This is a genomic window from Mesobacillus sp. (genome assembly GCF_057785455.1).
Genome location: NZ_JBYNSB010000037.1, coordinates 56,969 through 82,574 on the forward strand (window position 1 = coordinate 56,969; position 25,606 = coordinate 82,574).

General features: G+C 44.1%; 24 protein-coding genes. 19 read left to right on the forward strand and 5 right to left on the reverse strand.

Annotated elements, in window-relative coordinates:
• The first annotated feature begins 10 nt into the window (after positions 1 to 10).
• Both AC3EBE_RS15050 and AC3EBE_RS15055 read left to right on the forward strand, forming a co-directional pair.
• Complete coding sequence (locus tag AC3EBE_RS15050) at positions 11 to 583, forward strand: TetR/AcrR family transcriptional regulator (RefSeq protein WP_488595858.1); 573 nt, start codon at positions 11 to 13, stop codon at positions 581 to 583.
• Between the two features lie 197 nt (positions 584 to 780).
• Positions 781 to 2,982, forward strand: coding sequence for a YhgE/Pip family protein (locus AC3EBE_RS15055; protein ID WP_488595859.1), 2,202 nt, complete (start codon positions 781 to 783; stop codon positions 2,980 to 2,982).
• A 129-nt stretch (positions 2,983 to 3,111) separates the two neighbouring features.
• Here the strand turns inward: AC3EBE_RS15055 and yhfH are convergent, their stop codons facing one another.
• A complete protein-coding gene (gene yhfH, locus AC3EBE_RS15060; RefSeq protein WP_335378315.1) occupies positions 3,112 to 3,246 on the reverse strand; it encodes a protein YhfH in 135 nt (44 codons plus the stop codon).
• Between the two features lie 170 nt (positions 3,247 to 3,416).
• On the opposite strand from yhfH, the gene AC3EBE_RS15065 reads away from it, so the two are divergent.
• The 10 genes from AC3EBE_RS15065 to AC3EBE_RS15110 all read left to right on the forward strand — a co-directional run bounded on the left by AC3EBE_RS15065 (position 3,417) and on the right by AC3EBE_RS15110 (position 13,570).
• Positions 3,417 to 4,151 carry an MBL fold metallo-hydrolase gene (locus AC3EBE_RS15065; protein WP_488595860.1) on the forward strand — a complete coding sequence of 245 codons (735 nt, stop codon included), beginning with the start codon at positions 3,417 to 3,419 and terminating at the stop codon, positions 4,149 to 4,151.
• A 15-nt stretch (positions 4,152 to 4,166) separates the two neighbouring features.
• On the forward strand, positions 4,167 to 5,156 hold the full coding sequence (lplA, locus tag AC3EBE_RS15070) for a lipoate--protein ligase (RefSeq protein WP_488595861.1): 990 nt from the start codon (positions 4,167 to 4,169) through the stop codon (positions 5,154 to 5,156).
• Between the two features lie 170 nt (positions 5,157 to 5,326).
• The gene (locus AC3EBE_RS15075) at positions 5,327 to 6,883 is read left to right on the forward strand and encodes a fatty acid--CoA ligase family protein (protein ID WP_488595862.1); all 1,557 of its coding nucleotides are present in this window, start codon (positions 5,327 to 5,329) and stop codon (positions 6,881 to 6,883) included.
• 95 nt (positions 6,884 to 6,978) lie between these two features.
• Positions 6,979 to 7,755: an enoyl-CoA hydratase-related protein gene (locus AC3EBE_RS15080; protein WP_488595863.1), complete on the forward strand. Its 777-nt coding sequence runs from the start codon at positions 6,979 to 6,981 to the stop codon at positions 7,753 to 7,755.
• A gap of 448 nt (positions 7,756 to 8,203) precedes the next feature.
• Positions 8,204 to 8,932 carry an AzlC family ABC transporter permease gene (locus AC3EBE_RS15085; protein WP_488595864.1) on the forward strand — a complete coding sequence of 243 codons (729 nt, stop codon included), beginning with the start codon at positions 8,204 to 8,206 and terminating at the stop codon, positions 8,930 to 8,932.
• Complete coding sequence (locus AC3EBE_RS15090) at positions 8,925 to 9,230, forward strand: AzlD domain-containing protein (RefSeq protein ID WP_488595865.1); 306 nt, start codon at positions 8,925 to 8,927, stop codon at positions 9,228 to 9,230. The genes AC3EBE_RS15085 and AC3EBE_RS15090 overlap by 8 nt, the downstream gene beginning before the upstream one ends.
• A gap of 372 nt (positions 9,231 to 9,602) precedes the next feature.
• Positions 9,603 to 10,391, forward strand: a complete 789-nt coding sequence (locus tag AC3EBE_RS15095; protein ID WP_488595866.1) for an ABC transporter ATP-binding protein — start codon at positions 9,603 to 9,605, stop codon at positions 10,389 to 10,391.
• Positions 10,375 to 11,130 (forward strand): ABC transporter permease, encoded by a 756-nt coding sequence (locus AC3EBE_RS15100; protein ID WP_488595867.1) that lies wholly within the window; start codon positions 10,375 to 10,377, stop codon positions 11,128 to 11,130. Before AC3EBE_RS15095 ends, AC3EBE_RS15100 begins: the two co-directional genes overlap by 17 nt.
• Before the next feature lie 18 nt (positions 11,131 to 11,148).
• Positions 11,149 to 12,147 carry an aliphatic sulfonate ABC transporter substrate-binding protein gene (locus AC3EBE_RS15105; protein WP_488595868.1) on the forward strand — a complete coding sequence of 333 codons (999 nt, stop codon included), beginning with the start codon at positions 11,149 to 11,151 and terminating at the stop codon, positions 12,145 to 12,147.
• A gap of 142 nt (positions 12,148 to 12,289) precedes the next feature.
• A complete protein-coding gene (locus tag AC3EBE_RS15110) occupies positions 12,290 to 13,570 on the forward strand; it encodes a M48 family metallopeptidase (RefSeq protein WP_488595869.1) in 1,281 nt (426 codons plus the stop codon).
• A 179-nt stretch (positions 13,571 to 13,749) separates the two neighbouring features.
• Here AC3EBE_RS15110 and AC3EBE_RS15115 read toward each other — a convergent pair whose 3' ends face one another.
• Positions 13,750 to 13,986 carry an IDEAL domain-containing protein gene (locus tag AC3EBE_RS15115; RefSeq protein ID WP_488595870.1) on the reverse strand — a complete coding sequence of 79 codons (237 nt, stop codon included), beginning with the start codon at positions 13,984 to 13,986 and terminating at the stop codon, positions 13,750 to 13,752.
• 190 nt (positions 13,987 to 14,176) lie between these two features.
• Here AC3EBE_RS15115 and AC3EBE_RS15120 point away from each other — a divergent pair, with 190 nt between their 5' ends.
• Positions 14,177 to 14,752 (forward strand): competence protein ComK, encoded by a 576-nt coding sequence (locus AC3EBE_RS15120; protein WP_488595871.1) that lies wholly within the window; start codon positions 14,177 to 14,179, stop codon positions 14,750 to 14,752.
• Between the two features lie 35 nt (positions 14,753 to 14,787).
• Here the strand turns inward: AC3EBE_RS15120 and AC3EBE_RS15125 are convergent, their stop codons facing one another.
• Positions 14,788 to 15,174, reverse strand: coding sequence for a YhjD family protein (locus tag AC3EBE_RS15125; protein ID WP_488595872.1), 387 nt, complete (start codon positions 15,172 to 15,174; stop codon positions 14,788 to 14,790).
• A gap of 246 nt (positions 15,175 to 15,420) precedes the next feature.
• Here AC3EBE_RS15125 and AC3EBE_RS15130 point away from each other — a divergent pair, with 246 nt between their 5' ends.
• The 6 genes from AC3EBE_RS15130 to AC3EBE_RS15155 all read left to right on the forward strand — a co-directional run bounded on the left by AC3EBE_RS15130 (position 15,421) and on the right by AC3EBE_RS15155 (position 23,826).
• Positions 15,421 to 17,409 carry a S9 family peptidase gene (locus tag AC3EBE_RS15130; RefSeq protein WP_488595873.1) on the forward strand — a complete coding sequence of 663 codons (1,989 nt, stop codon included), beginning with the start codon at positions 15,421 to 15,423 and terminating at the stop codon, positions 17,407 to 17,409.
• Positions 17,410 to 17,691: 282 nt separating this feature from the next.
• Positions 17,692 to 18,630, forward strand: coding sequence for an LCP family protein (locus AC3EBE_RS15135; RefSeq protein WP_488595874.1), 939 nt, complete (start codon positions 17,692 to 17,694; stop codon positions 18,628 to 18,630).
• A gap of 116 nt (positions 18,631 to 18,746) precedes the next feature.
• Entirely contained in the window at positions 18,747 to 19,361 is a 615-nt protein-coding gene (locus AC3EBE_RS15140; protein WP_488595875.1) for a TVP38/TMEM64 family protein, read from the forward strand.
• A 152-nt stretch (positions 19,362 to 19,513) separates the two neighbouring features.
• Positions 19,514 to 20,068 (forward strand): signal peptidase I, encoded by a 555-nt coding sequence (lepB, locus tag AC3EBE_RS15145; RefSeq protein ID WP_488595876.1) that lies wholly within the window; start codon positions 19,514 to 19,516, stop codon positions 20,066 to 20,068.
• A 99-nt stretch (positions 20,069 to 20,167) separates the two neighbouring features.
• Positions 20,168 to 23,410 carry an AfsR/SARP family transcriptional regulator gene (locus AC3EBE_RS15150; RefSeq protein WP_488595877.1) on the forward strand — a complete coding sequence of 1,081 codons (3,243 nt, stop codon included), beginning with the start codon at positions 20,168 to 20,170 and terminating at the stop codon, positions 23,408 to 23,410.
• Positions 23,411 to 23,424: 14 nt separating this feature from the next.
• Complete coding sequence (locus tag AC3EBE_RS15155) at positions 23,425 to 23,826, forward strand: VOC family protein (RefSeq protein WP_488595878.1); 402 nt, start codon at positions 23,425 to 23,427, stop codon at positions 23,824 to 23,826.
• Between the two features lie 20 nt (positions 23,827 to 23,846).
• On the opposite strand, the gene AC3EBE_RS15160 is transcribed toward AC3EBE_RS15155, so the two are convergent.
• Entirely contained in the window at positions 23,847 to 24,164 is a 318-nt protein-coding gene (locus AC3EBE_RS15160) for a hypothetical protein (protein WP_488595879.1), read from the reverse strand.
• A 432-nt stretch (positions 24,165 to 24,596) separates the two neighbouring features.
• A complete protein-coding gene (locus AC3EBE_RS15165; protein WP_488595884.1) occupies positions 24,597 to 25,274 on the reverse strand; it encodes a DNA alkylation repair protein in 678 nt (225 codons plus the stop codon).
• Between the last annotated feature and the right edge of the window lie 332 nt (positions 25,275 to 25,606).

Consider the following 25,606-nt stretch of genomic DNA (forward strand, 5'->3'; position numbering starts at 1 on the left):
GAGTGAAGTCATGGCGGTAGATCGCAGACAGCAGATCATTGAAGCAGCAACAAACTCATTTTCACTTTATGGCTATAAGGCTACTACCATCGATCAGGTTGCCAAGCTTGCGAATGTCGGAAAAGGAACAATTTATACATTTTTCCGGAATAAAGAAGAGTTATTTGATGAAATCATCAACAGGCTGATCAAGGAAATGAAAAGAGTTGCTGATGAATCTGTCAGTCCTGATGATTCCTTTTATGAAAATGTCCACCGTTCATTATACAGGCTGCTTGAGTTCCGCAAAGAGCATCAGCTATCGATCAAGCTTTCCCAGGAAGCTCGGGATATTGGGACACCAGCAGTGATTGAAGTGATGGAACGACTAGAATCGGCCATTTTGAATTTCATTAAAGAGAAGGTCATTACGGCTGTCCAAAAAGGCGAGATTAAACAATGCGATCCGGAAATCACAGCATTTATCATGATGAAGCTTTACATTGCATTAGTTTTTGACTGGGAGAAAAAACATAAGCAGCTTAATAAGGAAGAAATTGCCCGGCTCTTTGAATTTTACATCTTTAAAGGATTGTCTGATTAAGATAATCCTTGATTTTTGGAGTTAAATGACCAGATGGGCAAATTGGTCAGTTGTGTTGAACGGGTATTGCTGTACAAACTCAGGAACCTTCTTATCATCGGGACCTATGAGTGAAAAATGAAGAACTTCTCAAAAAACAGCGTAGATAATTAAGCACTTTAAATCAATTTGAGAATGTAAGTGAGAGGAGAACATCAATGAAAAACAAACTTTTGTATCAAGAATTGCTTGCTATTTTCCGCAATAAAAAGCTACTGATACCAATTATTGCTGTTTTATTTATACCAGTACTTTATAGCGGCATGTTCTTGTGGGCTTTTTGGGATCCTTACGAACATCTGGCAGATCTTCCAGTAGCTGTTGTCAATGAAGATCATGGTGCCGTCATAGATGGAAAGGAACTTGAGCTGGGGGATAATCTGATTGAGAAATTGAAAGAGAGCAAGGATTTCGGTTTTGAGTTTGTAAATGAAGAAGACGGGAAGAAGGGACTCGAGAATCAGGAATATTATATGCTGATTGAAATTCCGGAAAACTTTTCTGAAAATGCCACTACTTTAATGGACGAAGAACCAAAAAAACTTGAACTCGTTTATCGTCCTAATGAAAGTTTCAATTTCCTGTCAGCCCAAATTGGGGAGACAGCAGCGGAGCGAATCAAAGCTTCTGTTTCTGAGAAAGTGACGGAAACATATGCAGAAACAATGTTTGGGAAAATTGGTGAGCTTGCTGATGGTTTGGAGAAGGCAAGCGATGGTGCTTCAGAAATAACTGTTGGTGCCGATAAGGTTAAAACCGGCTCAAAAGAGCTTTATAATAATTTGGAACTTTTGGCAGGGAAATCGATTGAGTTCAATCAGGGTATGAACACTGCAAGTTCCAGCACAAAAGAGCTGGCAAAGGGTGCAAATTCACTGGCATCCGGACTGTCACAATTGGAGGATGGGCATAAAAAGCTCGAATCAGCGTCTGGGGAGCTGCTGCAGGGTGGAAGTGATTTGGCAGCAGGAGCTTCTGAACTTCAGCAAGGTATGAAAACTGCGAATAGCAGCGTATCTTCCCTAACAGATGGAACCAGCCGGATCAAGCAAGGATCCGATCAGCTGGCACAAAACCTGTCTGCCTGGAAAAATGGTTCCGACAGTGCGGCAGCTGGTGCGGCTGAGCTTCATGCAGGCATCCAGGAGCTTCAAGCGCAGCTTCAAAAGATGCAGCCTCTATTAAGCGCCTATCCAGAGCAGCAAAAACAGCTAGCAGGAGCACTTGCTAAGCTTGAGGCGGGAAGTGCAGGACTGGCTGGTGGCACAAAGAACCTTTCCGATTCAGCAGGTAAACTGGAGGGTGGCGCAGAGCAGCTTTCTGGCACCCTGGAGGAACTGCTGAAAGGACAGCAACAGTTCCAAAATGGCATGACAGCTCTTTCATCAGGGAGCGAGAAAGTGGCTGCAGGAGCCCAAAAGCTCCAGTCTGGCCAAGAGCAATTCCATACTGGCATGATGACTTTCGGAGATAAATTTGAGGAAGCAAAGAATGGATCCATAAAACTTTCAGAAGGAAGCACAAAACTTGCTGGAGGCATGGATAAACTGACAGAAGGTTCCTCAGCGATGACAGCTGGTGCAGACCAGCTTGCTGATGGAGCAGGTAAATTAGCGGATGCAAATGGAAAAATCGCTGACGGCACCTCTGAGCTGCAGGGTAAACTTGCAGCTGGTGCAGAGGAAGCAAAAATAAATCCAGATGAAGAAACCTATAATATGCTGGCAGCACCAGTTAAGCTGGATAAGGAAGAGATCAATAGTGTTCCAAACTACGGAACAGGTTTTGCTCCATACTTCTTGTCACTAGGACTTTTCGTTGGTGCCCTGCTTCTGTCGATTGTATTCCCTTTAAGGGAGCCGGCGGGTGTACCGGCCAGCGGCTTCAATTGGTTCAGGAGTAAATTTGCTGTGTTAGCTGGAATTGGTGTTATACAGGCTTTGATTGCCGACTTAATCTTGATTGTAGGATTGGGCCTTGATGTTAAGAGCCTGCCGTTATTTATGGCGTTCTCCATCATAACAAGCATCACCTTTATTGCTTTGGTTCAATTCCTTGTCACGACCCTGGCAGACCCCGGCCGTTTTGTTGCCATCATTGTCCTGATTCTTCAGCTGACAACGAGTGCAGGTACATTCCCGCTGGAATTGATCCCAGGATTCCTGCAGAAATTCAATGCGCTTCTGCCGATGACATATACTGTCCAGGGATTCAAAGCAGTCATCTCCAGCGGAGACTTCAATTTTATGTGGCATAATGCTGCTATCCTGGCGATCTATATCGCTGCATTATCTGTTGGAACCTGGCTGTATTTCCATCTCATGCATAAAAGAAAATTTGCAGCAGCCACGGAAAAATAAAGACTGTAACCATAGCAGAAAATTAAAAAAGAGAAAAAAATCAGCCAGCCGTTCATATAGAACGAGCTGGCTTTTCATTTAAGGGATTGTATTTAACCGGTTTACCGGAATGGAAACATAGAGTCAATATTATAGTTTTCCAGGATGCATGCAGCCATCGCACTTATTGCCATAGCATTCATGCTGTTCTTTAATAGGTTCTCCACACTCCATGCACTGTTTTTGAGGTAAATTGCGAAAGAATTCAACGATATTTTCGATCATGCTGTTCCCCTCCAAAATTAAAGTGTTTTGATACAGATTTAATATTAATTAAATTGTATTATAACAGTTTAACGGCGTCAATCTTCTTTTTTTAAAAAAACCGATGAAATGAAAAAATGGGCAAAATGAAGTATAGTGAAAGCAAAGATGTGATAAAAGGAGGAATTTCATTGAAGCTTACAATCGTTGGATGCTGGGGTGGATACCCAAAAATCAATGAAGCGAGCACAGGATATTTGCTGGAGCATGATGGCTTTAAACTGATGATCGACTTTGGCAGCGGGGTGCTGGCAAAGTTGCAAAACTTCGCCCAGCCGGAAGATTTGGATGCATTGGTGCTGTCTCACTATCATCCGGACCATATTGCAGATATCGGTGTCTTGCAGCATGCACGGCTCATCCAGGGCTTTCTGGGCAAAAAGTCACCTCAGCTGCCGATTTATGGCCATGCAAAGGACAAGCAGGAATTTGCAAAGCTTACATATAAAAACATCACAAAAGGTGTGGCGTACGATCCGCAAAAAAAACTGGAGGCAGGTCCTTTTACGATTGAGTTTATCCCTGCCGCCCACCCTGTTCCATGCTATGCGATGCGCATAGAAGCAGGCGGGAAAACGCTCGTCTATACTGGAGATACCTCCTTTAAAGAAGAATTCATCCCCTTCGCATCAGGAGCAGATTTGCTGCTGTCTGAATGCAACTTCTATGGAAGCCAGGATGGGAAGGCTGCCGGACATATGAACAGTTTTGATAACGGAAGATTAGCCAAGGCTGCCGGGGTAAAGCACCTGGTACTGACCCACCTTCCGCATTATGGTGAGCTTGAACAGCTGGTTACAGAGGCAGCAGGGGAATATGAAGGCCCTATCACACTTGCCGGAGAAGGTTTGGAATTGACATTATAAAAAGGGGAATCACTCATGCTATTTATCGACAATAAAGGAATCACTGACCCAAGAATCAATCTTGCCATTGAAGAATACGCACTCAAAAATCTTGATATCAATGAAACATATCTTTTGTTTTATATTAATGAACCATCGATCATCATTGGCAAAAACCAAAACACGATCGAGGAGATCAATACAGAGTATGTCGAGAAGAATGGCATCCATGTCGTCCGCCGCTTATCCGGGGGAGGAGCAGTATACCATGATTTAGGAAATCTCAATTTCAGTTTCATTACCAAGGATGACGGAGACAGCTTCCATAACTTCAGGAAGTTTACGGAGCCCGTTGTTAACGCCTTGAAGAAATTAGGAGTAGACGCGGAGTTAAGCGGGAGAAATGATATTCTGGCTGAAGGGCGGAAAATTTCCGGAAATGCACAATTTTCCACCAGAGGCCGGATGTTCAGCCATGGCACTCTGTTGTTCGATTCCGAAATCGAAAGCGTTGTATCGGCGCTGAACGTGAAAAAAGATAAAATTGAATCGAAGGGAATTAAATCGATTCGCAGCCGGGTCGCGAATATTTCCGAATTCCTATCTGAAAAAGTCACGATTGAAGAGTTTCGCAGTTTGCTGCTGAAGAATATCTTTGAAGGCATGGAGGAAATCCCCGAGTATGTTTTGACAGAAAAGGATTGGGAAAACATCCATGAGCTGTCGAAGGAACGGTACCAGAATTGGGATTGGAACTATGGCAAGTCACCAAAGTTTAACATTCAGCATTCGCATCGTTTTCCTGTTGGACAAATCGATGTAAGGTTCGAAGTGAACAAAGGCATCATTGAAAACTGCAAAATATATGGCGACTTCTTTGGTGTTGGTGATGTAAAAGAAATCGAGGATAAGCTTACCGGCGTGAAATATGAAAAGACACACATGGCTTCAGCACTCGAGGAAGTGGACGTTAAACATTATTTCGGTAATATTTCGATGGATGATTTCATCAATTTGATTTATTAAGCAAGGAAGGCGCGGTGGCCATACCACCGCGCTTTTTGTGTTTTTACTATAAAAAATGACAATTTTAGTACATTTACCTTGAATACATAATTTTCTTTCAATATAATATATTTAGAAAACTTTTGTAAAAAGTTTCGTGGTTTTTAATACCGCAAAGGGGGAAGGGAGTTATGAATCTTTCATCACAGCTTCATCAGACTGCCTCGATGCTTGGCGATAAGCCGGCATATTTTTTCATGGACAAAGCTAGTACATACGCTGAACTGGATGCAGCTGTAACAAAATTCGCATCCGGCCTTGAAAAACTTGGGGTGAAAAAAGGCGATCATATCGCGCTGTTGTTAGGAAACTCTCCGCATTTTGTCATCAGTTTGTACGGGGCACTAAGGCTCGGTGCAACAGTAATCCCTATCAATCCTATTTACACCGCAGATGAAATTGGCTACATCCTGAACAATGGGGATGTAAAGGCCGTAGTCGGACTTGATCTGATGCTGCCGCTGGCTGAAAAAATGCACCAGCTGCTTCCTAAGGCAGAGCATTTCATTATCTGTGAAACTGGGCAGAATCAAATGTCCGACCAGGAAATCGCAAATCTGACATTAGGCTCAAAAATGAAACCGTTTACACATGTCGTCGGTTCTGGTGACCTTGACTACAAGGGACCAGAATTGAGCGAAAATGATGTAGCTATCATTCTTTATACCTCAGGCACTACAGGTAAGCCGAAGGGAGCAATGCTTACACACAAAAATCTTTACAGCAATGCTAAAGATGTAAGCGATTACCTGAAGATGAATGAAGATGACCGCGTCATTACAGCATTGCCAATGTTCCATGTATTCTGCCTGACCGTAGCCCTGAATGCACCGTTGATGAATGGCGGAACGCTGTTAATCGTGCCTAGATTCAGTCCGGCAGAGGTGTTCAGAATTGCAAGGCAGCATGAGGCCACTGTATTTGCTGGTGTCCCAACTATGTACAATTTCTTGTTCCAATACCCAGAGGGAAATCCCGAAGATTTGAAGTCTTTGAGATTGTGTATTTCCGGTGGAGCTTCATTGCCTGTTGCATTGCTTCAGAACTTTGAAAGAAAATTCAATGTCATGATTTCCGAGGGGTATGGATTGTCAGAAGCATCTCCAGTAACATGCTTCAATCCACTTGACCGCCCTCGCAAGGCGGGGTCAATTGGAACATCCATCATCAATGTGGAAAATAAGGTAGTCAATGAGCTGGGAGAGGAAGTCGCACCAGGGGAAGTTGGCGAATTGATTGTCCGCGGTCCGAATGTAATGATCGGCTATTACAAGCTGCTGGAAGAAACAGCCGCTGCCATTAAAGACGGCTGGCTGTATACTGGCGACCTCGCCCGGATGGATGACGAAGGCTATTTTTACATCGTCGACCGCAAAAAGGATATGATCATTGTCGGCGGCTACAATGTATATCCTCGCGAGGTGGAAGAAGTTCTTTATAATCACTCCGATGTTGTCGAAGTCGCGGTGCTTGGTGTACCCGACCCTAATCTTGGGGAAGCGGTCAGATGTTATGTGGTAAGCAAGAATCCAGAACTGACCGAAGCGCAGCTGCTCGACTATTGCCGTGAGCACCTTGCTAAGTATAAGCTGCCAAGCTCCATTGAATTCCTTGAAGAGCTTCCTAAGAATACTACCGGAAAAATTTTAAGAAGAGCTTTAAAAAATCAGGTATTGCAGGGCCAATAAAATAAGAAGGAGGCAGGCTCATCAGCTTGCCTCTTTATTTAGGAAGGGATTTCTGCTTCCAAAGCGAAAAAGATAGAAGAAGGGAGCTGTTTTAAATGGAGAATATTCAATTTGAATTAAAAGGGCATGTCGCGATTGTTACCCTCAACCGGCCGGATGCCCTTAATGCCTTCAATTATGAAACGCTTGAAGAATTGCAAAAAACAGTGGAAAAAATCAGGATCAGCACTGAAGCGCGAGTGGTCATCTTTACAGGTGCCGGAGAGAAAGCGTTCAGTGTCGGCGCTGACCTGAAGGAACGCCGTACTCTTTCAGACGAAGATGTGAAGCGGAACATTTACAAAATCGGCGAGGTTTTTTCAGCAATTGATCAGCTGCCCCAGCCGACAATCGCAGCGATTAATGGATTCGCCTTTGGTGGCGGAACGGAATTGGCCCTGGCCTGTGACTTCCGGATCGCAGCAGCTGGCACGCTGATGGGATTGACGGAAACCAGCCTTGCGATCATTCCAGGTGCAGGCGGTACACAAAGGCTGCCAAGACTGATCGGGCAGGCAAAAGCATTGGAATTGATTTTGACTGCCAGGCGAATTTCCGCAGAAGAGGCATTGCAGTACGGTCTCGTTAATTCAGTAGCGGTCAAAGAAAATCTGCTTGATGAAGCCTTTAAGTGGGCTGAACAGATGCTTGCGAACGGCCCTGTTGCGCTGCAGCAGGCAAAATTCGCAATCAAGCAGGGAATGAATGCCGATTTGCAGACAGGACTGCAAATCGAACGGAAAGCGTATGAAGTGACAATTCCAACTGAGGACCGCCTCGAGGCTTTAGCCGCGTTCAGCGAGAAAAGGAAGCCAGTATTCAGAGGGAAGTGAAGAAACACGGCTTTAGCCGTGTTTTTTATTTCGTGTAAAGAAACACTTTTCCAGAACGATGGAAGTATGTATAATATATTTTAATGATTTAAATCGATTAACGCATTAAAGGATTTTGAATTGTACGGAGATTTTACCGGAAGGCTCTGTTAAAGCTGAATGTTGATTTTTAAACCCTGTTGATTGTAGTGGAAGGCGCGAAGACTCCTTCGGGATGAAGCGGGACAGGTGAGACCTAGGTAGAAATGGCCCGGAATGAAGGGGCCATTTTACCCCGCAGGAGCGAAGCGACGAGGAGGCTGACCGCACGCCCCTAGAAGAATTCGCTCTTGAAAAAGCCGGCAATTGGGCTTTTTCATAATTCTTCAGAGGAAAGCGAAGCGCCTGGAACGAAAATCAACAGCCTTGTTTAACAGAAGGCTAACGGAAAAAGAAAGGCGGGAAGCGCGTGGAGAGTACATTGGCAGTAAAACAGGCAACAGAGTTTAAAAAAGGGATTCAGTCAGGCATCAGCATTGCGATAGGGTACATGCCGATTGCGCTCACGTTCGGATTGATTGCGAAAACGACCGGACTTACATTAGGCGAAACAGTTATGATGAGCCTGCTTGTATTTGCCGGTGCCGCCCAATACATATCATTAAGCCTCCTGGCACAGGGAATCGGGATATTTGAAGTAGTTCTTACTACCTTCATTGTAAATATACGCCACTTCCTTATGTCCGCTTCGTTGAATGAAAAGGCCGAGGAAGACACAATCCCTGCGCGGATGGCCTATTCATTCGGGATTACTGACGAAACCTTCTCAGTTGCAGCTACCCGCGAAGGAACAGTCAATGCAGGATACATGTTTGGATTGAACCTTACTGCGTATTCAAGCTGGGTCATTTTTTCCGGCTTGGGCTTCCTGATTGGAGCCGGACTGCCGCAAACCCTGCAGGAAAGCATGTCCGTCGCATTGTATGCCATGTTTGTCGGCCTGCTCGTGCCTTCAATGAAAGGCAATGTAAAGGTAGTATTCCTCGCTGTGCTCGCAGCAAGCTTCAATTCTATCTTTACTTTGGCGGAATTAATGTCAACCGGATGGGCAATTGTGCTGGCTACACTCTTATCAGCGACCATTGTTGAGGGAATCGAAACCATGAAAAATGGCAGGAGGGCTAAAGCTGATGAATAAAGAAATCGTCATCATGATTATCGGAATGGCTATAGTCACATACCTGCCACGGATGTTGCCTTTTGTCATGTTCAAGGGCAAAGAGCTCCCGCCATTTTTGCAGGGGGTCTTGAAAAATGTACCTTATGCCACCCTCGGCGCGCTGATCTTTCCGGCAATCCTGTTCATCCAGGAAGATATCTGGTACGGGATTATCGGAGCCGCCGCCGCCTTCATTGCAGCTTTCCTTGGAGCCAATGTCATTGTTGTCGTCATTGGGTCCATTTCGGTACTAACTTTATATTCGTATTTCTTCTAGACTTGCAGGCTATGCAGGTCTATTTTTTTATCTAAATGGAACTAATATCCGTCTAAAATCATACTTCAAAGCAGGCTATTAGTTACCTCATTTGACGCCTTTTGAAAAAAGAATCACCGATGGCCCGTATTGGTGCCCATTTTTCCGCTCACCTGAAGTAAAAGGCAACCAATGCCCGTATTAGTTACAATTTTTTCTACACACCATAAAAAGTTTCTCCAATAATCTTTGCTGATTCAACCAAACCGAAAAAACAGGCTCCAAAAGAAAAAATAATATGAAATGTTGACAAGGATGGAGAATAGATTATAATTATCATTATTAATTCCGAGTATTATAATATGTTTTATAAGAATAGGGTGATTAGAATAGATGTTCATAGAAATCAGCAACGTCCATAAACAGTACGCAGATAAAAATAATCACCAGGTTGATATATTAAAAGGTATTGATCTTAGTGTGAATAAAGGGGAGTTTGTTTCTATCCTTGGGCCATCGGGCTGCGGTAAATCTACTCTTCTATCAATTGTTGCAGGGCTTACTCCTGCTACCAGCGGAGAGATTCATGTCGATGGCAAAAAAGTTGAGAAGCCGGGAAAGGACAGAGGAATGGTGTTCCAGCAGGCAGCGCTATTTCCATGGCTGAATGTGCTTGAAAATGTTCTTTTTCCATTAAAAAAGGAGCTGTCAAAAAAAGAGGCAGAGGCAGAAGCGAAAAAATACCTGCAAATGGTTCAACTGGGCAATTATACAGCTCATTATCCGCATGAATTATCTGGCGGAATGCAGCAGCGCGTTGCAATTGCGCGGGCCCTGGCAATGAATCCGGATACTCTTCTTATGGATGAACCGTTTGGGGCATTGGATGAGCAGACGCGGTCTCGTCTCCATGATCAGCTTGAGACAATCTGGACAGAAACACAGAAGACAATATTGTTCGTCACTCACAGTATCTCTGAATCAATCAAGCTATCAGACCGCATTATTGTGATGGGGACGAAGCCAGGCACAATCCTGCAGGATATCAAAGTGGATATTCCAAGACCGCGCCACCAGCACAAACAGGCAATGATCGAGCTGGAGGAATATATCATGGGATTCCTGAAGAAGGAGATCGACAAAGTGGTCAGGGAGGAGCTGGCAAATGAATCCAACCATTAAGAGAATCATATTTTTCGCTGCCATTATTGCTTTTTGGTATACAGGTTCGAAGCTTGAGTGGTGGCTTCCAATCATCCTCCCTTCACCGGAAAAAGTCCTTGAAGCACTGGTGACAGGCTTTCAGGATAAGACATTGATCTACGATTTGATTGCCAGCTTCAAGCGCCTCGCCATCGGTCTTGGCATTTCACTCGTACTTGGATCTGCACTTGGGGTTCTTCTTGCAAGATCAAAGTCGGCGGATGAGACGATCGGCACAGTCGTGCTGGCACTTCAAAGTGTGCCTAGTATTGTTTGGCTTCCGCTTGCCATCATGTGGTTTGGCATGAATGAAAAAGCTGTGATTTTTGTTGTTGTACTTGGCGGCACATTCGTGATGACCCTTAACTTAAGAATGGGCATTAAGAACGTCTCGCCTTTATATATAAAAGCAGCGAGAACGATGGGATCGACCGGATTGGATTTGTTCAGGAGGGTTATTTTTCCGGCATCGATTCCATACGCCGTCACTGGTGCGAGGCTCGCATGGGCATTTGCCTGGCGTGCCCTAATGGCCGGGGAATTATTAAGTACCGGACCGGGGCTGGGCTATACGCTGCGATATGCTTCGGATTTCGGCAACATGGCGCTTGTTATTGGGGTCATGATCATAATTGGTGTTATTGGAACCATTGTTGACCAGGTCATTTTCCAGCGCGTTGAGAAATCAGTGCTGCAGCGATGGGGACTAGAATCTTAAAATTAAGGGGGATTATTAATGAAAAAGGCTATTTTATTTCTAACTGTACTGTTCACAGCTGCGATGGTGCTGGCTGGCTGTGGTTCAGGCGGAGCATCGAAGACGTCAGCAGGCAAGGAAAAAATCGTGATAGGGTATTTTCCAAATATCAATCATGTTCCTGCGATGGTTGCCAAGGATCAAAAATTTTATGAAAAGCAGCTTGGTGATGGAACGACAGTTGAGTATAAAACATTTGCTGAGGGCGGTTCATTCATGACTGCACTTAAGACAGGTGAAATCGATGCTGGCCTGGTTGGGCCAGGGCCTGCGATGAACAACTATACAACAGGTGCAGATGTGAAAATTATTGCAGGTGCATCTACTGGCGGGACAGTTGTCCTGGCAAGGAAGGACGTAAAGATTGATTCAGTTGAGGACTTTGCTGGCAAGACCTTCATCACTCCAGGCGTAGGCTGCACGCATGATGTCCAGTATGAAACATACCTTGAGGAAGCGGGAATCACTTCAGAGCGCATTGGCGGCACTATGAAGCATCTTACTGGCCAGCCTGCACAATATGCGGCCATGCTGAAAGCAGGGAAAATCGATATTGCAGTAGCACCTGAACCTTGGGCTGCGGTAATTGAAAAAGAAACCGGTGCAAAGGTCGTCATTGGCTGGGATGAGGTTTCTTTTGGCGAAACTCTTCCAGCATCGGTAATGGTCACTTCCGGAAAAATGATAAAAGAGAAGCCTGAAACAGTAGAAAAAATCATTGCTGCCCACAAGGAAGCTGTGGACTTCATTAATGAAAATCCAGCTGAAGCTCAGAAAATCACTATCAAGGACATCAAAGAAACAACAGGCCAGGCGCTTGAACAGGATGTTGTAGAGCTTGCATGGGATCGAATTGGTTTCACTTATGAAGTAGATCAGGAGACAATCCAGGCCTTCTCTGATTCTTCATATGCTTTAAAATTCCTAAAGGATAAGCCGGATTTCAAAACTTTGATAGATCAAACGTTTCTTAACTGAACATATACGTTAAAAATTTAAGGGTACCGGGGAGTGAACAGCTTCCCGGCACCCTTTTTTTATGCACCGAATAACTTGTTCTATTTTGAGGACAAACGACTACAATAGTTATAGATGGTTTGTACGAAAAGGGGGAAAAGCTATGGCGAGGAAAATGGGCTTCATTGGCATCATCGCCTATATTCTGTATGGCTTCGCTGTGTACTGGTATTTGTTTTATTTTGCAGATACAAATTTGCCGTTTGAATATGAAGGCTCTCGCGCCGATCCTGCCACCTTCATGAACGGCAGGGAATTGATGCTGACTGAGGAATATTCAAAAATAAGAAACCTATTATTTTTCCTGTCCACACCGTTTGAATGGCTGTTTTACTTTTTGATCCTGCTTCTTGGCTTATCCAAAGCCTTTAAGAAATGGGCAGAAGACACTTCAAAGAATAAATATGGGCAAACGGCTATCTATATGATCTGGCTTTCATTTTTCGCCTTTATCGCAACGTTCCCGCTTAGCTATATAAGCTATACATTCTCAAAAACCTATAATATTTCTACCCAGACCTTTACTTCATGGATGAAGGATGAACTGATTGATTTTTGGATCAATTACGCGATGATGGTCGTAATTGTTGTCGTCCTTTACTGGCTGATGAACAAATTCAAAAGATCCTGGTGGCTGTTCGCGTGGCTTCTGTCTGTTCCATTCACGCTCTTTATCATGTTCCTTCAGCCGGTTGTGATCGATCCGCTTTATAATGATTTTTATCCGCTTAAGAACAAGGAATTGGAAACGAAAATCCTTGATCTTGCAGGCGAGGCGAATATTCCTGCAAAGCATGTTTTCGAGGTGAATATGGCGGAGAAAACAAATGCCCTTAATGCCTATGTTACCGGCATCGGCTCTAATTCCCGCATTGTCCTGTGGGATACCACCCTCAACAGGCTTAATGATGACCAGATTTTGTTCATCATGGCACATGAAATGGCGCACTATGTTGAGAAACATATTTATTTCGGAATAGCTGGATATCTGCTGCTGCCGCTTATTGGATTGTATCTTGTCTCGAGGCTGATGAAGTGGGCTATTTCCCGCTGGGGGCGGGAATTTAAAATCAGCGATCCAGGTGATTTGAGGTCACTGCCGTTATTCCTCATGTTCCTGTCAATGATCATGTTCGCCGCTAGTCCGGTCTCAAACCTTGTCTCCCGCTATCAGGAGACTCGCGCAGATAAGTACGCGATCGAAATGACGGACAATGCGGATGCTGCCATTTCATCCTTTCAGGAGCTGACAAGGGCAGGGCTCAGCCAGGTGAATCCGCCGCTCTTGGTGAAAATATTCAGATATGGCCATCCGACGATGCTGGAGCGGATTTCAAGGCTTGAAGAATATGAGCTGCAAAAGCGGAATGAACAGGGAAATTAAACGTATGAGCCTCCGATATTCGGGGGCTTTTTTGACGTATGGAATTAGAGATGTGATTAATGCAGGCTGGATGGGAAAGAGGAACGCATTCCTTATGGCCCGTTTTAAGCAGTGTCTGACACGCCAGAAGCAATATCTTAAAATAATAAAAAACCCCCGATATGGGGGATTTCAATCATCTAAGTTCCAAATTGTTTATTAAGATCCTTCAATTCTTCTGTCAGGGTTAAAAATAAAACCTGATCGCGATCATCTATTGCTTTATCAATTTTCGACAGCAATTTTTCTTTTTTCGTATTGAGCTGGATTTCAGAAATCAGCATGTCAACGTACAGGTCCAGAACAAAAGATTCCTTGGCTTTTATGCGTTTCATTACGCTGGCCTTCATGATTTCAGAATACGACTTTTCTTTCACTGACCTCACCTCTTAGACCTTTTTTATATTATATGGAGGATAGAAAAGATAATCAACTAAATTTTTATAATTTTTAGAAAATTTTTTCCGATATATTATTTGTGGCAAAATTAAGAAATTTTTCCACAATCAAAGAAAATAATAATAATTATGATAAGATAGGGTATATGGTATTTTAGGAGATGAAGGAATGAATGTGAGCCAAAAGAATTTAATTGAAGAGTATGAAATAAATCCTTTTACAATGATCATCCTTCCTGAAGAGTACGGAAGCAGGACTTATTCAAAGGTGATCGAATTGGAGGACGAGTATTTATCACCTTTCAGGCCGATTGATATTATCAAGAAAAGCTGTAAATATTTTGGTTCCAGCTATGAAGGACGGAAAGAAGGAACTACTCAGCTGACAGGGATTACCCATAAGGTCCCCATCATTATTGACCCCATAAGCTCCATCTACTTCATGCCTACAAGTTCACCTTCAAACCCGGATTGTATTTGGGTTGCACAGGAACATGTCCTCATTCATAAAAAGGTGGATTCCCATAGCACCCAGGTCATCTTCAGGAATAAAAAATCCATTATTCTGCCAGTCTCTCATCACTCTTTTGAAAATCAGCTGCTGAGAACATCACTTCTCCGCACGAAATTCATGCAGCGGATGAAAGACACAGAACGAAAGGCTCTATATCTATTGCATGGTCAGCAGAATGGATACGCTAATGCCGGAATGGTAAGCGAGTCCTTTATAAAACGCCACGAATAAATTTTAAGGGGATCCGAGCCTGAGGGACGGATCCCTTAATTCTTCTCAATGGGGGCTTCAGCCTGTTTGAATCGTTTGAACAGGTAATGCACCATCAATTCCTGGACCTTGTTCCGGATGCGGGGATTGAAATAGTTGTGGTGTTCTTCGTAGCCTTGATAAATGAAGAGATACATCGTAAACGCATCATCACGTTTGACTTCCTCAACCTTCAGGCTGTTTTTCTTCAGATAGCTTTTAACTTTTGCGAGTTCTTTCTGGACGGCCTTCATTGTTTCTTCGATAAGCTCCAAATAAGGCTTTTTTAATTTGAAGGGACTGTTTTCAACGACAGAAAGATCCCGATTCAGCACGACCAGGACCATCGGCAAATAAATGGCCTGCTCCATGATATCGCGGTCATGTTCTGGAATCCTTGTCATTTTTGTTGGCTCCTTTTGACTAAAAGTAGAACGTTTGTTCGTTATAATCGTAATGGATTTTCAGCATGAATTCAAGTAGGTAAAAAATTTTTTCTGCTTAGTATCATATTTTCCAAACGTCACTGAAAAATCCCGGCCTATTTCATCTGAAGGAAAAAAGAATTTTTTTAAGAAGGAGGAAAATTATTTCTGTTATCGAAATAAAGATAGATAGACAATCTTTATTTATGAAAGGGTGGCTCTCAAATGGGAGAAAAAAGATTTCTCAAAGCAGATGATTTATATGAGTTAAAGTCTGTAACAGACCCGCAAATCTCGCCGGATGGCATGAAATGTGTTTTTGTCCAGACTGAAATGGCGGAAAAAAAGAATGACTATGTTTCTAATCTATACATAATCGATCTTGCTGAAGGTGGAGAGGCGAAGCAATGGACCTTTGGTGAATTCCGGAACCATTCGCCACGATGGTCTCCTGATGGTACCAAAATTGCATTTGTTTCTAACAGGAGCGGAAAGAATCAGATCTATATACTGGATGCTTCAGGCGGAGAGGCAAGGCAGGCGACCAGCCTTAAAAATGGTGTGAGCGGCCCCGTTTGGTCTCCGGACAGCAAAAAGCTGGCTTGCTCTGTATTTCTGAAGCCTGACGAGGAATTGCTCGAAAAGGAAGAAGATAAAAAAGAAGAAAAGAAGCTTGAGCCTTTCGTGGCTGAAGAAATGAAGTATAAATCGGATGCTGCGGGATTCTGGGATGGCAAGTACAAGCAAACAGTCCTTGTTCATTTAGAGGATGGCAGCACAAAACTGGTTACAAAGCGTGATGCCGATTACCATGTACAGTGCTGGACACCGGATGGAACATCGATTGTCCTGGCTGCTGACGAAAGTCCGGAGCGTGATTTCTCATTCAAGAGCGATTTGTTCCTGCTTGAGCTTGAATCAGGCAAAACTGCAAAACTAACCAATGAAAAAGGCTATTACGGAAGTGCTGCCATTTCTCCGGATGGAAGATACATTGGCTATTTGGGACATGAAAGACAATATGAAAATGCTACGCTGTCCCAGCTTTGGGTCCAGGAACTAGCCACAGGCCATGTCAGCTGCATCACTGAGAATATGGACATCCTCGTTGGCGATGCCGTTGCGGCTGATTTCCAGCAGGGAGCACATAGTCCGGGCTTCATTTGGGGCGATGACAGCGAAAGCTTTTATTTCCTGGCGAGCGACCAGGGAAACACGGTGATCTACTTCGGCAATATGGCAGGTGAAATTTATCCAGCCTTGCTTGATCAGCAGCATGTGTACGGTTATTCACTGGATCGCAAAAATCAAAGAATCGTTGCTGCGGTCAGCAAGCCTGTGCTACCGGGGGAATTATTCCAACTAGAAGTGACAACAGGAGAAATGAAGCAGCTTACTTCTGTTAATGAAAAGTTCCTCGGCCAGATTGCCTTGTCCGAGCCTGAACCAATTTCATTTGCAGCAGGGGATGGAACGCCTCTGCATGGCTGGATCATGAAACCTGCAGGTTATGAGGAAGGGAAGAAATACCCGCTCATTCTTGAGATTCATGGCGGTCCCCATGCTCTGTACGCGAATTCATACTTCAATGAGTTCCAGGTGCTGGCGTCTGAGGGCTATGGCGTGCTTTACATTAATCCGCGCGGCAGCCATGGCTATGGACAGGAATTCGTCAATGCTGTACGTGGTGATTACGGTGGCAGAGATTATCAGGACGTGATGGACGCAGTCGATTATGCTCTTGAAAACTATGATTTTATCGATAGCGAAAGATTGGGGGTAACCGGCGGCAGCTATGGCGGCTTCATGACAAACTGGATTGTAGGGCATACAGACAGGTTCAAAGCAGCTGTGACCCAGCGTTCCATCTCTAACTGGATCAGCTTTTACGGCGTAAGCGATATTGGCTATTATTTCACTGAGTGGCAAATCAAAGCTGACCTTAGCGACATCGATACTTTATGGAAGCACTCACCTCTGGCCTATGCGGATAAAATAAATACTCCATTATTGATCCTTCACAGTGAAAAGGATTACCGCTGTCCAATCGAGCAGGCAGAACAGCTCTTCATCGCCTTAAAGCGCCAGGGGAAGACAACTAAGTTCATCCGCTTCCCGGAATCAAACCATGAGCTTTCCAGAAGCGGCAAGCCAAACCTCAGGCTGGATCGCCTCGCATATATCGTTGAGTGGTTTAATGAATATCTGAAATAAAACGGCAGCAGGCAAGCCAGGTTTTAAAATTGAAAAACGTTTCTTTGATCCCGTATTGATTACTCAATGCGGGATTTATTTTTGAAATTTAGGCCAGAGAAGTTTAAGGTAATAGGAAAAGAAGGAAAATAATATGAAGCAGTAACTAAAATAGAAAAAAACAAGTCAATATAGTAGGAGGAATCATGAATTATAAAAATCCCATTGCTTAATTGAACCTCTTGCAGCACGATAATAAAAGTAAAGGGAACTATTAAAATCATTTTTGGAAGGAATTTTGTCATGAGATATGAAAGAACCCAGCGTAAGAAAAAGAAGAAGCGCATTAGATGGTCAGGTGTCTTTTTGCTGCTGTTCCTTCTGATCGGAGCATTAGCAATTTATTCTTATTTTCAATATAGAGCAGGAGTTAATGATTCAGCGAAGGATATAGACCAGAACAAACAAGAATATGAATTCCACGGGAAACGTGACAAGAATGGCGCTACGAATATTCTCCTCCTCGGAAGCGATGCAAGAGCGAAGGAAAAGGCCCGTGCCGATACAATCATGATTGCAAGCTATAATCCTGATACAGGATCCTACAAGCTGACTTCGATTATGAGGGATACGTATGTAAGCATACCTGAATACGGTGACCATAAAATAAACTCAGCATTTGCACTAGGAGGACCTGAGCTTTTAAGGCAAACGATAAAAGAGAACTTTGACGTTGATCTTCAGTACTATGCTATTGTTGACTTCGAGGGCTTTGTCCGGGTTATTGATGAAGCATTCCCTGAGGGAGTGGAGGTGGATGTTGAGAAGCAGATGTCGGCAAATATTGGTGTCATCCTTGAGCCGGGCCTGCAGAGGCTGGACGGCAAGCATCTTCTTGGATATGTCCGCTTCCGCCATGACGCTGTTGGTGATTTTGGGAGAGTCGAGCGTCAGCAGAATGTGATCAAAGAAGTCGGCAAGCAGTTTGCCAGCATACAGACCCTGCCTAAGCTTCCTAAATTGGTAGGTGTAGTCAGGCCCTTTGTCAACACCAATATGGATACCGGAGATATCCTTTTCATGGGTAAGGGATTCCTTTCAAAGGATAACCGGGATATCGATACGATGAGAATTCCGGTAGAAGGTTCCTATGAAAACCAGCGTGTCGAGAGTGACGGTGCCATCCTCGCCATCGACCTGGAGGAAAACAGGCAGGCTCTTCAGGAGTTTTTGGCCAAATAAGAAGCTTGCTAAATATTTTTCAATCATTCAGTCGCGTTGTAAAATGATGAAACAGGAACTCTGCCGGTCAAGCCGGCAAGGCTTCCTGTCAGTGCTTGTTGGACAAGGAGATTTCCATGGATTTAGATTTATTAAAAGATTGGTTCACTATCGAAAATATAATGGACTTGCTTAGTAAGTATCGCTCTTTTGGGCCGATTCCAGGTATCCTGCTGCCGATGCTTGAGGCATTCCTGCCATTTTTGCCTTTGTTCCTTTTCGTCATGGCAAATGCCAATGCGTTCGGGTTATGGTGGGGATTCCTGTTTTCATGGATTGGAGCAGTGCTTGGTGCCTTGATTGTGTTTCTTATTTTCCGGAATTACGGACAGGGAAGGATGCTTCGCTTCCTCCAGCGCCATCCAAAAGTGCAAAAAGGGATGAATTGGATCGAGCGCCACGGATTTGGGCCGATCTTCCTGATGCTGTGCTTTCCATTTACTCCGTCAGCACTTGTAAATATAGTAGCTGGCCTGTCTAAAATCAGCATGCCCCAATACATGCTTGCTGTCATTACCGGTAAAATGGTGATGATTTTCATGATCAGCTTTGTCGGTTCAGATCTCCGTTCCTTAATAACCAATCCATCACGGACAGCAATCGTGGCAGTCATAATTATCATTCTTTGGTATATTGGCAAACGAATTGAAGTAAAAATGAATACAAGTGTGAAAAAAGACGATAATGTCTGATACAGGCATTACATAATTTTCCCAAACTAGCTGCAGACCGCAATACAACAATTTGATACAGACAAGGTTTATAATTTAAGAAGAGAAAATTGATAAGTAGATTGAGAGCAGCATTAGCGAGAAAACAGCAATAATGGTGGTGAGGTAATTCGATGAAAGAGAGCATAAAAAGAGAGGGGATTGAGTGGATTAAAGCTTTTGCCCTGGGAATGATCATTTTTGCGTTTATCCGTGTCTTCTTTTTCTCTAACTATGTCGTTGAAGGAGAATCGATGCTTCCTACCCTGGAGGAAGGAAACAAAGTTGTCGTCAATAAACTTGGTTATGAAACTAGCGACCTCGATAGATTTGACGTCATTGTTTTTCATGCCAATAAAGAAGAAGACTTTGTGAAGCGGGTCATCGGCCTGCCTGGAGATAAAATCGAATACCGGGAAGACCGGCTCTATGTGAATGGAAAAAAGGTGGATGAGCCATTTCTCGAACAATATAGGAAAGAAGCTATGGGCGGTTATCTCACTGGCGATTTTACACTGGAAGATATAACGGGCGTTGAAACGGTTCCAAAAGGAAAGCTGTTTGTGCTCGGCGACAACAGGCTTGGCAGCTGGGACAGCAGGCAATTCGGCTTTATTTCAGAGGACCAGGTCGTCGGAAAAGTAAATCTGCGTTATTGGCCTCTTGAAGAAATGGATATTAAATTCTAGGATTAGCAAAGAAATGAAAGACTCGGCATTTTTCGAGTCTTTTTTTATTTGCCTTATGTTAGAATAGTATCAATATTAAGATATTAAGGCGGAGATGTTATGCAGGGAACATTGCCATTAATTAAAACGAAATTGATTGTTCCGAATCTGCAGGAGCAATGGATACGGCGCGCGAATTTTTCGAAAAAAATGAAAGCGATTACCGAAAGGCCGCTAACCATTATCCAGGCTGGGGCAGGTTATGGAAAAAGCACGGCGTTGGCTATGTATGTCAAGGATGAAGGCCAAACGTGCTGCTGGTATACAATTTCCTCTTCAGATGACGATATTCTTCCATTTCTGTCGTACTTGACCGCCTCCATCCAATCCGTTTTCCCTGACTTTGGCAATGAGTTATCGCAATATATGAAAAAAATGGACCGTTACATAAGGGAAGAAGAAATCAGCATGCTCTGCTCGATTTTCATTAATGAAATCCTGCAGCTGGACGAATCAGTCACGATCATCCTCGATGATTTCCATGCAATCGAACATTCATACCATATCAATGTATGGATTGAAAAACTGCTTGAGCATATTCCGGGCCACCTGCATCTTGTCATTTCTACTAGGACGAGGCCAGCCTGGAAAATCCTTGCGAAAATGAAAGCGAAGCATGAACTGAATGAGCTCTCCAAAAATGACCTGCTTTTCGGCAAAGATGAAATTGAACTTTTATTGACTGAATACTATGAGCTCGAAATCACGGATGAGCAAATTGAGCAATTATATAAAATTACCGAAGGGTGGGTAATCGCAGTGGGGATGATTGCCCAGCAAATCCCGCATTTGCAGAGCCTCGATGACCTTTTTGCAGAGCCTTCCAAGTCGCTCGATGATTTATTTCAATACCTTGTACATGAGGTGTTTTCAAAACAGCCCTTGATGATCCAGCAATTCCTGGAGCAAACCTGCATTTTCGAGGAAATCAGTCCCGAAGTATGTGACAATGTCCTCGGCATGAATGGCTCTTTGCAAATGCTGCAGCAGCTGACAGCAAAAAATCTGTTCATCCACCAGGTGGGTGACCACCAATTCAGGTATCATGCTCTGTTCCGGGAATTCCTCGAGGACAGGCTGATGCTCAACCAGCCTGAAAATTACCGAAAAATCATGCTGACCAGCGCCCGCTATTTTGAAAGGAAAGGACAGTGGGAGGACGCATTATTTTGCTACGAAAAAATCGGACAATCCGATGCTGCTGCGGCCATCATGGACGAGCAGGGAATGGAGCTGCTGGAGAGGGGAAAGCTCGAAAATCTGCATGAACGGCTTTCCAGAATCCCTCTGCAGGAAAAAATGCCCTATTGCACACTTTTATTTTTAGAAGGGGAGGTATACCGCTACCGCTCCTTATATAAGCAAGCGGAAACAAGTTATGACCTGGCCATCCAGACAGCTGAAAGACAAGGGGATATGGAATGGAAAAGCAAGGCGCTTGAAGGGAAGGCAAGAATCTACCTTGATACAATCCAGCCATTAAAGGCAGAACGGATTCTTGCCCAGGCAATTGAGCTGAGAGAAAAAGCAATTCCTGTTGCAGAGGCAGAGGAGACGGGAAGGCTGTATCGGCTGCTTGCTGAAAACCTCATTAACTCAGGACAGTCGCTGAAGGCAGAAAAATGGATAGAACGCGCCAGGTCGATGGGGGTGCCAATTGAGGATGGCAATCTTGAAGCAAGGCTTTACTTGAGGACGGGGCGATTTGATGAAACGAGAAAGATTCTGACAGCAATCAAGGAAATCCCGGACACTTTTCATAAACAGCAGCTCCCTCAATCGCACAGAGAAACGGATTTGCTCCTTGCCCTGATCGAAGCGTTTACGGGCAATGGGGCACAGGCAAAAGCGCTGTCGCAATCCGGCATCCAGCATGGCATTAATATACAGGCTCCTTTTGTTGAAGCCTGCGGCTGGATCAGGATGGGCCATGCGGTCCAGCTGATTGACCAGTATGATCCGCAGCTTGCCGAGAAATGCTATGAAACTGCGCTTGAAATAATGGAAAGGCTGGGTATGGAGCGGGGGAAAGCAGAGCCGTTGATGGGACTTTGCCTTCTGTTTGGCAGCAGGGGAGAGTACGAGCGCTCGGCCGAGGCAGGGAGAAAGGCCCTGCTTGAAACTGAACGGGTTAAGGATACATGGCTTTCTGCCTTAATCACGCTGTGCATGTCGATCGCCGCTATCTACAATCGGAAATGGACGGAAGCAGAAGAGGATTTTAGTAAAGCCGAAGGCCTATTAAAGGAGTGCGGGGATGAATACGGCAAAATGGTACTCGCGTTCTGGAAATCCTATCGTGCTTTCATAAAAGAGGATCAAGACGAGTTTAAAGTTGAATTTAGAAGATTTTTAGATTCAATGAAAATGCGGAGTTATGATTTCTTCCTTAAAAGGCGCACTACCTTCGGTCCGAGGGATTTACAGATATTTGCCCCCATGCTGATCGAAGCAGTCAAGCAGTCGATCATGCCGGCTTTTGCAGGAAAGCTGCTTGAAGACATGAAGCTGCCGCGGATAAACGCTCACCCGGGCTACACGCTGAAGGTCCAGACATTAGGTCAGTTCAGGGTATGGCTGGGGGAACGGGAAGTTGAGGACCGAGATTGGCAAAGAGGAAAAGCGAAAGAGCTATTTCAGCTTTTCCTGACAAAACGGAACCAGTTCCTGTTAAAGGAGGATATCTTCCAGATTCTTTGGCCCGAACATGAAGAAAAGAATGCGGACCGTGATTTCAAGGTAGCCTTGAATGCATTGAATAATGTTCTCGAACCTGCCCGCAAAGCAAGGTCGGCTCCTTTTTTCATCATCAGGGAGGGCACTGGTTATGGAATAAACCCGCAGGCAGCGCTCCAGCTGGATTCATGCTTATTCGAACAGTGGGCAGAAGCAGGGCTGGAGGAAAAGAGTATTGATAAGGCTGTGGAAAACCTTGAGAAGGCCCTGTTTTTATATAATGGGGATTTCCTGCCTGAACGGAGATATGAGGATTGGTGCATCAATGAACGTGAACGCCTGCTAGTATACTTTTTGCGGAGCGCAGAGAAGCTTGCCCAGATGAATGTGAGAGGAGAACACTATGATTCTGCCATTCATTGGTGCCAAAAAATACTTCAGAAGGACAGGACCTGGGAGGAAGCCTACCGTTTATTGATGTTTTGCTATTATCGGAAAAATAATCGCCCTCAAGCGATCAAATGGTATAAGAAATGCTGTGAGGTGTTGGAGCATGAACTGGGCGTTTCGCCGCTGGAGCCAACGAGGCATATGTACGACATGATTATACAGGGGAGCAATGCGTAAAAGGTGGTAAAGCAATGGAGACAAAAAGACAGATTCATAGTTCGTTAAAGGTATTGATTGTATCTGATTTGGAAGGATCGAAGCGATTTTATCGCGAGATGCTAGGCTGCGAGGTGACAGATTGGTGGGTGCTCCGTGATGGGTTCACAGGGCTGGCCATCAAGCTGCTGGAAGCAAAGAATCCAAAAGATGTCATGCCCAATCCACCGGCACAGGGAATGGAGCACGGTGTCGACCTTTATTGCTATACAGAGGATTGGCAGGCGTTGGATGCACTTTTCCTGGAGTTTAAGGAAAAGGGTGTAAGCATTGCCATAGAGCCATGGGTAGATGAGGATAATGGGCCTTGGAAGGAGTTTGCCATCCTTGACCCTGACGGCTATTGCATTGTCTTTGGCGGTACTGACGGAACCTGAACATGTAATAACGACTGGAGTCAGACAACCGTCACTATCCGATCGAAGTAGCTTTTTAGCAGCATCCACCGTGCCGGATACGTTTTGGAGAAATCCTCAATTGCATGGTGTGAATACATTAGCAGGCAGTCAAATTGTGTTCTATGCTGTCTTAAATCATAAAGAAGCGCGTGCGGAATCGTGTAATGGGCAGAAATCTGGTAAGGATTCAATTTAGCTGGCATCATACGGTTTCTGTCCATGTAATCAAGCAATGCCTGTTTCTGGATTGCTGTGCTATCTTCATGTGAAAGTTCATTGATCTGGAGCCTTTCATTAATAAAATAGATTCCTTGCAAAATAAATCCCCTCCTATGAAATTGGCATCTACGTACAGTTATTGCCATTTTCATAGGAGGGGATACTTATTTGTTTCCGTTATGAACTGACTTTCTTTCTTCTGATTTTCTTGAGTCCTACTCATTACAGTTTAAAAGGATATTTTGCTTCTGAAGTGTAATAAGGCCTCCTCTCAATGTAGTTCGAAAGATATTTTGCATATGAAGTGTAATGAGGCCGTCTCTCGATGCAGTTCGAAAGGATATTTCGTATCTGAAGTGTAATGAGGCCGTCTCTCGATGCAGTTCGAAAGGACATTTCGCATCTGAAGTGTAATGAGGGGCTCTCTCAATGCAGTTCAAAAGGATATTTTGCATCTGAAATGTAATGAGCACCCTCAAGTTCCAAACAATAGCTGCATTAAATTACACATTCTTCTAACAGAGCGCTTATTATATTGTTTTCTGCAAAATCTTCAATGCCTCTCTTTTGGACAGCTGTGAAAGAGGGTGCCAGCTTACGAAATCAAGGGTGAATTCTGGATTTGTTTTACCGTACTCTCTTAGTGCCCATCCGATCGCCTTATTTATAAAGAACTCCTTCGTTCCCAGTGATCGAATAATAATAGAAGATAGCAGTTCTTCATCCGTTTCCGCTTTATAGCCTAACTGGAACAGGATGGCTGACCGGATAAGCCAGATGTTCCCGGATTCAAGCCAATCATCGATTTTTCCAAGCTCCCCAGGATAAAATGAGAAAAACTTCCCGGCATGGTGTTTTGCAATATGGTCAACCGTATCCCACCACGATTTGGTTGTAATCATAAATTCAATTAAGGAAAGGTCAGTAACCTGGATTGTTTTAATCATCTTATCCATGATATAAAGCCCTGCAATCTGAAATTCCCTTTCCGGAAATGCCCAGAATGCCTTAATAATTTCGTGGAATTCATCCTCCTGAGGCAGTCCGTTTTCCTTGATGAAATCTTTTACCAATCCTCTTAAAATGGGGGCGCGCACTCCAAGATACTCGAACTGATTCCGCATATATTTGCTCATCTTCGCTGCTTCTTCTTCATTTCTATGTTTTTCTACAACCTGTCTAAGACTATTTGCGTATGCATTTGTCATCAAGTGCCAGCCTCCGATATATATGGTTGTCCCTATTATATTTTAATTCCGGCTTTAGGTTAAGGCGATTTAAAAGTGAAGGATTTCTTTCCTGGTTAAGCTCATCAAGACTGACATTAGCACCAGGGCTTATCAAATAAAATAAGAAAGCATATATACTTCGAGAATTGTTTAGCTCCAGCGCCTAGCCCCTCGAGTCGCTTGGCTAGCTGCGGATCCTAACTCCTCGAGACGCTTGTCTAGTTTCGCCTCCTAGAAACTCCGAAACTTCAACTCTGCCCGCAGAAGCAAAAAGCGCTTCTTTGTCGGAGTCTCCAGTTTCTGCGTTTCTG